Raw genomic sequence first — 8418 nt, 5'->3', positions numbered from 1 at the left:
AATTTGTCGCAGTAGTTAGATCAACGCCAGCACCGGGTGTAAAAATAGTACCCATGATAATAGCCAACGTGATGGCGATTGCCGTCGTTACCAGGTAAAACGCCACGGTTTTACCACCTAAGCGGCCCAAGGTTGAAATATCTTTTAAGGAGCTTGTGCCGCAAACTAACGATACAAAAATCAGCGGTACCACCAACATTTTTAAGCTGGCAATAAATATTTTTCCACCCACATGAAAAAGACCATCAACAATATACTCATTGACGAAGCTGATATCAGATAAATAGGTGCGAATTAAAAATCCTGTCGCAATCCCTATAAACATACCTAAAAGAACACGTTTGGTCAGTGACATTTTGCGTTTATTATTTGTCATACAAAATCCTTTGTAATTATTGTTATATATTACTTTCAAGTGAGAATGACTTGATCATACAAGCCGAAGATATCGCTGATATAAAAAGAGGCTAAGCGAATAAACACAGAGGCAAACATTAAGGTCGTAGCGCTATTCATTCAACTTGGTGTTAGTAAACTTATTGCGAATACGCAGGTAATGCAGTTTCATAACTGAAACGTTACTTGTTTAAGTTGTTGACCTTTATCGCACAATATAATTGTAGGTACAAACGACTAACCCCTTAAAAAGTGAGGTTGATATTGCCACCCCCTTGCGGGAATGGCAAGTTTTAGCAGATAAGAGTTTAAAGCGAAGCGATGGAGATCAATTTAAAGCACCCGCTCACCAAAATGGAAAACGCAGAATTCACCTTCTTTCATCTTGGTCCACTGCTCATCTTTGGTAAGAGGACGCGTTGCAATAATAGTGACCACATCTTTATCTGATGTTTCTTTTTGAAAATCAATAACCATATCTTCGTCGATTAATTGTGCTTTACCAAATGGCGCGCGCCGCGTTATCCAGTACAGACTGCTAGTGCAATAACACATCAGATATTCACCATCGCTCAATAGCATATTAAAGACGCCCATCTCACGAAGGCTATCCGCATAACCCGCCACCTCTTTAAACATCGCTAAGGAATCTTTAGGCTCGCTTGCATGGCTTTGATATAACTGGTCAATTATCCAGCAGAATGCACGCTCACTGTCTGTTTCCCCAACGGGAAAAGCGCGCCCCATCGGCAGATTTTCATAACCGCTTAATTGACCGTTATGTGCGTATGTCCAGTTTTTCCCCCATAATTCACGTATAAATGGATGGGTATTTTCTAAACTCACACGGCCCCGATTGGCCTGGCGAATATGACTGATCACCGATTTACTTTTAATCGGGTATATTTTAACCAGCTCTGCAATTTTAGAATTGCAACTTGGCTGCGGATCTTTAAAACTGCGACATCCCTTACCTTCGTAAAAAGTAATACCCCAGCCATCTTTATGCGGCCCTGTGTCGCCACCTCGCTTAACCAAACCACTAAAACTAAAACAGATATCTGTGGGCACGTTCGCGCTCATTCCAAGTAATTCACACATTTTAAAAGCTATCCTTAAAAGCTACGCCATTTTCTTTTCTATTAAATAAATCAAGATATGAATGATCTTGATATGCACTTCCTGAATTCTATCGGCAAACCCAAAATGGGGAACACGAATTTCTACATCCGCAAGCCCCGCCATTTTACCACCATCTTTACCTGTTAATGCAACAATTGAGATCCCTTTGGATTTGGCAACTTCAATTGCTTTTAGAATATTCACAGAATTACCACTGGTCGACAGACACAACAGGACATCGCCGCGACGACCTACGCCCTCTAAATAACGCGCAAAAATTGAATCGAAGCCGTAATCATTACCGACGCAGGAGATATGACTTGGATCTGAAATGGCAATAGCAGCATAAGACGGACGGTGTTCACGATAACGGCCGGTCAACTCTTCAGCAAAATGCATTGCATCACAGTGTGAACCGCCGTTACCACAAGAAAGTATTTTACCTTCTTGCTTTAAAGAATCAGCCAATAATGTTGCAGCTTGCTCAATATTTTTTATGTTTTGCTCATCTGCCATAAAAGCCTGTAATACTTTTTCAGCTTCTAATAGTTCATCTTTGATAAGTGCTAGATTCATAATATCTCTGCTTGTTTTTAAGTGATCAAGTTCAGGGTAGTAAAAGTATTTTACACGGTTAAAACATTGCTAACAGTCTATTAACTGAGTTAATGTGAATTAACAGTAAATTGGTAAAAGTAAGAAAGAAAAAGGGCCAGAACTATCAGCGTGTTGGCAAAAAACAGCGCTTCAATCATGGTCTCCTCTACTTTTAAGCGTTCTCCCCTGCTACAAGGAGCACGGCACAAAATAAGAGCCGCTCTACAAAGATTTGATTACACAATAACAATGCAAGTATTACTACTGGATTTTTCATTAAATCTAGTTATAGTCATAAATCTTTTTTGAAATCAGGTCATTGAATATGATTATTAAACAAACTTCACTTCTTCTCGTTACCAGTCTGATAATTGCAGGCTGCTCAAACCAATCGATGCAGTCACCAAAAGACCAATATAGCAATTCGTTCATCGCACCTGCACAAGCCAGTGAAATACTTGCGGAAAAACCGAGTTGCTGTGATGATTTTAGCCAATTGCAGTACCAAGAAATTAACAATAACGATGATCTCTTGATTCCACTTAGTAGTGATTCCCAAGTTTACACTTTTGATTCTGGCAAGAGCTTTGTTCAGGCTTATAAATTAACCAGCAATGACACTGAATTGAAATTATCTGTTAATGCCATCATCTATAACACAGTTGTTGCCCCCCAAGTTACCCTGCTAGATGCTAACTTCAATGTCACTCGCACCATATCCGCGGATCAATTCAGTTATACACCGGCAAAGTTACTAGATGGCGATATGTTGTCAGCCGAGTTAACGATTTTCCGACCTCAAGCTAATAATGCGGCAAATGAAACCTACCTGCTTTTCCATACAACAAATCAAAACAGAGCAGGCACTACCACTATTATCCACCCGGCAAAAAGCTTTGCAAAAGCCCACAATACAGTAGCACCCGATATAGCGGATCCCATTATCCCACATTCGGCAATGGGTATTATTGAGCTTGAAATTGACGTAATAGGTAAAGGGGGGAGTAATGAACGTAACTATACTCCGCTTGCTATAACAGAAAAAAGTGCTGACATATCGCCTGCTATAACAGCAAAAACTGCTGCGGCCCCTGTGCTTACTGAACAACAGTTTAATCGGGCGATTGCAGTAGCTGTTGCAGCAGAAGAGATAGAAAAAGCGTTATCAATTGTTGATCAGGCTGAAGCCGCTGGCTCTAAAACGGCCCGAAAAACTTTTATCAATGCAGTTAACAGACCCACAGACAGTGCTGAACTGGTATTTAATACTGCGATTTTAAAAGCAGTTGCAGCAAAAGATATCAATAAGGCACTTACTCTTGTTGAAGAAGCTGAAGCCGAAGGCTCTCAAACAGCAAGAAAAACCTTTATCGAAGCCCTAAAAAAATAAGGGCGAGTTAAGTAACAGTGATGGGTCGATCAAAGCCCATCACTGATTTTTCGCTGAGAATTTTCAATATCGCAATACACACGGACCATTAATATTCATTGCCTCTTCTGTCATGATCCTATCTATCAAATTAATCAACTCCAATACAGATGCTTGAATCATCACCATTTTTCGCCAGGTCTGTCAAAACTGTCTAACAAGTGATGCTGACTGAGCGAATGATTAAGAGCTAACTTTAATCCCAAAGTGATAAAATGAATATCAAGTAGTTTTACTTATTTCCAAAAGGATTGGCCATCATAATTAATGCTTTTTTTATCATCGCTATCTGTTTTAGCGTTATAATTCCTCTTCCAACTTTTACTAATAAGAGCGCTGCATGAATGATTTGCAAAGCACAAAAAATGAGTATTTATCGCAAAACTTTACCGATCTAAATTTGTCTGGCGACGAAATTGCCTATAAAGAATTTGATGGTTGCACTTTTAAGAGATCTGATTTTAGTGAAGTGCTATTTAAAAAATGCACCTTTATTGATTGTAACTTTAGCAATTGTAATCTTAGCAATATAAAAATCGCATACAGTAAATTTTTAGATGTGACGTTTGATGAATGTAAAATGATAGGCATTGACTGGACAAAAGCCAGTTGGCCGAGCTTTGATTTATGCTCACCGATAAAATTCTACAACTGCATTATTAATGATTCCTACTTTTTCGGTCTTAATTTAAATGAAATTGTCATTGAATCGTGCAAGGCACACTGTGTCGATTTTAGAAGCGCTAATTTATCTGACGCTAATTTTAGCTATAGCGATTTTAGCGAGAGCCTGTTTAGTCAAACTAATCTTACCGGCGCCGACTTCAGTGAGTCGATTAACTACAATATTAATATTTTTCACAATGAGATTAAGAGAGCTAAATTTAGCCGTTATGAAGCCGTTAGTTTGCTTGATAGTTTAGGGATTGAGTTGGTCGATTGATATCTTAAAAAACAGCATCGGATTCAATAAAAGCTACAGTTTTCTCAAAAAACAATCAACAACATGCGCAACATTACTGTCTTAATCTATTTTTATTGTTATAAAGTAAAGCATCTAGTCATTCATCTACGGAAGGTAAAATGCGCACGCAACGTAAGCAGCTCATCGGCTATATTGAGCATGGCAATATAGCCCCAGAAAATATCCCTGCGGCATTACTTGTCGCTAAAATCACCCCAGACAGTTCTGCTTGGTTGCTGTTTATTAACCGCCTTTTACTCTGGATTGGCGCATTGGCATTGGCAGTTTCCTGCCTGTTTTTTATTGCTTATAACTGGACTGAACTAGGCCGGTTTAGTAAGTTTGCCTTGATCGAACTATTAATGGCAGCTGTAATTTCACTCTACTGCAAGCAGGCTAATGATTGCATGCTTAGCAAAGTATCCCTGCTACTGGCCAGCCTGTTGGTCGGCGTGCTGCTTGCCTTCTACGGACAAACCTATCAAACGGGCGCAGATCATTGGTTGCTGTTTTTTTACTGGGCGTTATTTATCTTGCCTTGGGCGATAATGGCCCGCTTCCCGGCAATCTGGATCTTTTGGCTAGCACTGCTCAACTTCTCCATCGTGCTCTACTACAACAGTTTTCATGGTCTGTTTTTCATCGCGTTTAGCAGTGATCAGGGGCTGCTTTGGTCGCTCTTTATTTTTAATACAGTGAGCCTGATAGCACTGGAATATTTAGCTATCCCTTTCCATTGGCTAACGCCGCGTTGGCCAGTACGACTGGTTTCGATTGCCAGCGGTGCAACAATCACGTCACTGGTTTTGCAATCGATATTTGCACGTCACACGGGCGATTTTCTAGCGGCTATCGTTTGGCTTGCCTTTATCACTGCGCTGTTTTTTATCTATCGAAAAATAAAAAACGATCTGTTTATGTTGGCAGCTGCTTGCCTGTCTGGAATTGTAGTCATTACCACCTTTACGGCAAGACACCTGCTCGATAATTTCCAAGAAGCTAGTTTTCTGTTTTTGGCGATAATGGTGGTAGCCCTTGGCAGCAGCGCTGCAATATGGCTGAAGAAAGTGCATAAGGAGAATCTTTAATGCCTAGTGCTAAGACGAAGAATAAACAGCCACTTTGGGATCAGCTTGCTGATGCCGATCTCCTGCAGGGAACGCCTCCCGAAATTGGGGAGAGTGATTCCCCTTGGTATATCAAACTGTTATTAGCGTTATCCGGCTGGATAGCGGCACTATTTTTATTCGCTTTTATTGCTACCGGTTTTGCCGATATTTTAGAAAACCGGCTGGCGGCCTTTATCACTGGCGGGCTGCTGATTGCAATCGCCTTTGCCCTCTTAAGGCTACCCAAAAATGAATTTTTACAGCACCTCATGCTGGCCGTCAGTTTAACAGGGCAAGCATTAATGGTTTTCGCGATTTATGCTGATACGACTCAAGATAAGCTTGTTTATGTATGGGGGATGATAACAATTATGCAGCTGCTTTTAGCGTTAATGATGCCTGATTTTGTTCACAGAGTGTGGTCCGCCTTCGCCACCGCCATTGCCTTGTCAATCACCCTGAAATTTCTTGATCTGCCCGCTATCGAGAGTGCCGTTATTCTCTTTTTATCCTGTTGGTTGGTACTTAATGAATTTCATTATCCGACTCAAATCAGAAAATTCCAAGCGCTCTCTTATGGTTTTATTTTAGCCTTAATAGCACTCAAGAGCGTCGCCCTATTTACCTATCATCCTATCAATTGGATAACAGGTACAAGCGCAACCACTCCTTATCCTTGGCTTGATGAACTGTTATTAGCAGCCGTTATGTTATACCTTGTTTTTAACCTGATACAGCGTCATCAAAAACCGCTGTTTACTATTTTCACCCTAACAACAGTGTTGGCTACACTGTTACTTTGTGCCTTATCAATGCAAGCGCAAGGGATCACCGTCGCGATGGCAATTATGATCTTAGGTTTTTCGGCAAGTAACAGCATACTACTGAGTTTAGGTATTGTCTCATTGCTTTTTTATAGCTCAAGTTATTACTATCAGCTGCACGCTAGCTTGCTGGATAAATCGCAAACCCTGCTGATTCTTGGGTGCGTTTTACTTATTTTACGCTACCTGTTATTACGTTTTAGAGCAGATAAAAAGGAAACGCCTCATGCTTCGTAAACTTGCTGTCACTGCCCTTATTGTTATTTTGGGGATAATCAACTGGTCCATTTTTTCTAAAGAGCAACAACTTCACGATGGCCAGATTGTTTATCTTCAGCTTGCCCCCGTTGATCCTCGCTCACTGATGCAGGGCGACTATATGGCGCTTAGATTTACTGTTGCAGAGCAGATTTATCACGCCCTTCCCAAAAAAGAGAAACATAGCTCATGGACTCATGATCTGCCAGCAAGTGATGGTTATGTGGTGGTCAGTTTAGATAATAAAAATATCGCCAGCTACCGTCGTCTCTATCAACAGCAACCATCAGAAAATAGTGAACGGTTACTGCACTATCGTGTCCGTAATGGCGCTGTGAAGTTTGCCAGTAATGCTTTTTTCTTTCAGGAAGGTGATGGGAAACTTTATAGTTCGGCACATTATGGGCAATTTAGAGTCAGTAAAGAGGGCGAATTATTACTTGCAGGACTGTTTGATAAAGCGCTTAATAAGCTCCCCATCGAAACAGAGCAAGAGTAAATTTATTTACTCTTGCTCTGAAATAAACAAAAAAAAGATCACAGACCTAAATCTGTAATCTAATGATCCCCTTGGGTTAACCCTTCCCTTTTGCACTAAAAAACAAAAGGAAAGGAAAGCTTTAAAAGCACATTTCAGCAACTACTTATAAAGCAGGCTCCGTAACCGGATTCTGATCTAGGGTAACTGCCGTCTGTGATAACAGTCTGCCATCAACCGTGGCGCCAGTATTAACCGTAATACCTTTTTCAGCGAGTACGATCCCCTTGAAAAATGCCCCTGTATCCAGAGCAACACCTGTACCGCCGCCGACTTGCCAAAAGACATTCTTAGCCTGCGCGCCACCGGTTAAATAAACGTGGGTAGCGCTCGCCTGAATAACATCACCAGCTATTTGCAATATCCAAACGTCATTTGCGCCGCCCGAGAGGGTAACATCGGTATTGATTAAGACATTAGTACCCCATTTGTAAAGACCGGGTACCAAGGTCTGGCCGCTAATATCGCCCGCATAGAGTTCGGTGAAATCAGGCGTTGTTCTACCTGCAGCATCGGTATAGGCGGTGCCCATATCAAGTACCGCATTGGCCACTTTAATATTGTCAGCCGCAGCCCCTGCAAAACAGGTGATAGCGCCACTGCCGGTATAGCCGGCATCTGCTCCGTAGATAGTGCCCGTAATTTCTGAGCAAAAAACATTATCCATCGCTGCTGCGGTGATTGGACTGGCACCGATATTACCTGTGATATCAGACAGATGCGCACCGGTATTGGTAATACCAGTTTTTGTCAGAATTACAAACTCTTCTGCTGTTCTAAGATTTACCGGAGCAGGTCCCTCGGCAACTTCCGAACCCGTCGTAAAGCTCCAGACAAGATTAGCTGCCAGTGGATTGCCGTTAACCGCAAGATCGGTGATCGCCGTTGTCAGCGTGGCAGTGTAGAGTGTGTTGATAGCCAGAATGCTGGTCGGGGTAAAGGTCAATACTTTGTCGTTGTAGCTTACAACACCTGCAACTGCCGTGGCGCCAGCACTTAGGGTAAAGGTTGATGTGTTAACGGTAACAGGATCAAGCGCTTCACTGAAGTTAGCACTGACCGCACGATTCGGCGCAACCGCAGTCGCATCAGCAATCGGATTGGTCGAGGTGACTGTGGGAGCGACACTGTCTATTGTCGTTCCGCTGGTAAAACTCCAAGCATAATCATTAGCCAATGCG

At 41.7% G+C, this 8418-nt stretch carries 9 protein-coding genes; 5 read left to right on the top strand and 4 right to left on the bottom strand.

The window, feature by feature from the left end; genetic code table 11:
* The 3 genes from ACJAT7_RS16270 to lpcA all read right to left on the bottom strand — a co-directional run.
* The coding region (locus tag ACJAT7_RS16270; protein WP_415227855.1) for a dicarboxylate/amino acid:cation symporter at nucleotides 1–376 on the bottom strand (376 nt) is incomplete at its 3' end.
* A 353-nt stretch (nucleotides 377–729) separates the two neighbouring features.
* On the bottom strand, nucleotides 730–1497 hold the full coding sequence (locus ACJAT7_RS16265; RefSeq protein ID WP_415227854.1) for a class II glutamine amidotransferase: 768 nt from the start codon (nucleotides 1495–1497) through the stop codon (nucleotides 730–732).
* A gap of 21 nt (nucleotides 1498–1518) precedes the next feature.
* Nucleotides 1519–2094 carry a D-sedoheptulose 7-phosphate isomerase gene (gene lpcA, locus ACJAT7_RS16260; RefSeq protein ID WP_415227853.1) on the bottom strand — a complete coding sequence of 192 codons (576 nt, stop codon included), beginning with the start codon at nucleotides 2092–2094 and terminating at the stop codon, nucleotides 1519–1521.
* Nucleotides 2095–2440: 346 nt separating this feature from the next.
* Here lpcA and ACJAT7_RS16255 point away from each other — a divergent pair, with 346 nt between their 5' ends.
* The 5 genes from ACJAT7_RS16255 (at nucleotide 2441) to ACJAT7_RS16235 (ending at nucleotide 7198) form a co-directional block, all read left to right on the top strand.
* Nucleotides 2441–3505 (top strand): MalM family protein, encoded by a 1065-nt coding sequence (locus ACJAT7_RS16255; RefSeq protein ID WP_415227852.1) that lies wholly within the window; start codon nucleotides 2441–2443, stop codon nucleotides 3503–3505.
* 379 nt (nucleotides 3506–3884) lie between these two features.
* Nucleotides 3885–4487: a pentapeptide repeat-containing protein gene (locus ACJAT7_RS16250; protein WP_415227851.1), complete on the top strand. Its 603-nt coding sequence runs from the start codon at nucleotides 3885–3887 to the stop codon at nucleotides 4485–4487.
* A 140-nt stretch (nucleotides 4488–4627) separates the two neighbouring features.
* The gene (locus ACJAT7_RS16245; protein WP_415227850.1) at nucleotides 4628–5596 is read left to right on the top strand and encodes a DUF2157 domain-containing protein; all 969 of its coding nucleotides are present in this window, start codon (nucleotides 4628–4630) and stop codon (nucleotides 5594–5596) included.
* Nucleotides 5596–6678 (top strand): DUF4401 domain-containing protein, encoded by a 1083-nt coding sequence (locus tag ACJAT7_RS16240; protein ID WP_415227849.1) that lies wholly within the window; start codon nucleotides 5596–5598, stop codon nucleotides 6676–6678. The genes ACJAT7_RS16245 and ACJAT7_RS16240 overlap by 1 nt, the downstream gene beginning before the upstream one ends.
* Complete coding sequence (locus ACJAT7_RS16235; RefSeq protein ID WP_415227848.1) at nucleotides 6668–7198, top strand: GDYXXLXY domain-containing protein; 531 nt, start codon at nucleotides 6668–6670, stop codon at nucleotides 7196–7198. Before ACJAT7_RS16240 ends, ACJAT7_RS16235 begins: the two co-directional genes overlap by 11 nt.
* A 145-nt stretch (nucleotides 7199–7343) precedes the next feature.
* On the opposite strand, the gene ACJAT7_RS16230 is transcribed toward ACJAT7_RS16235, so the two are convergent.
* Nucleotides 7344–8418, bottom strand: a 1075-nt coding sequence (locus tag ACJAT7_RS16230; RefSeq protein WP_415227847.1) for an ice-binding family protein, incomplete at its 5' end; no start/stop codon positions are given.

Source organism: Psychromonas sp. (genome assembly GCF_047632995.1).
GTDB lineage: Bacteria > Pseudomonadota > Gammaproteobacteria > Enterobacterales > Psychromonadaceae > Psychromonas.
Note: the sequence above shows the minus strand (reverse complement) of the source record. Positions and strands in the feature narration are given on the sequence as shown.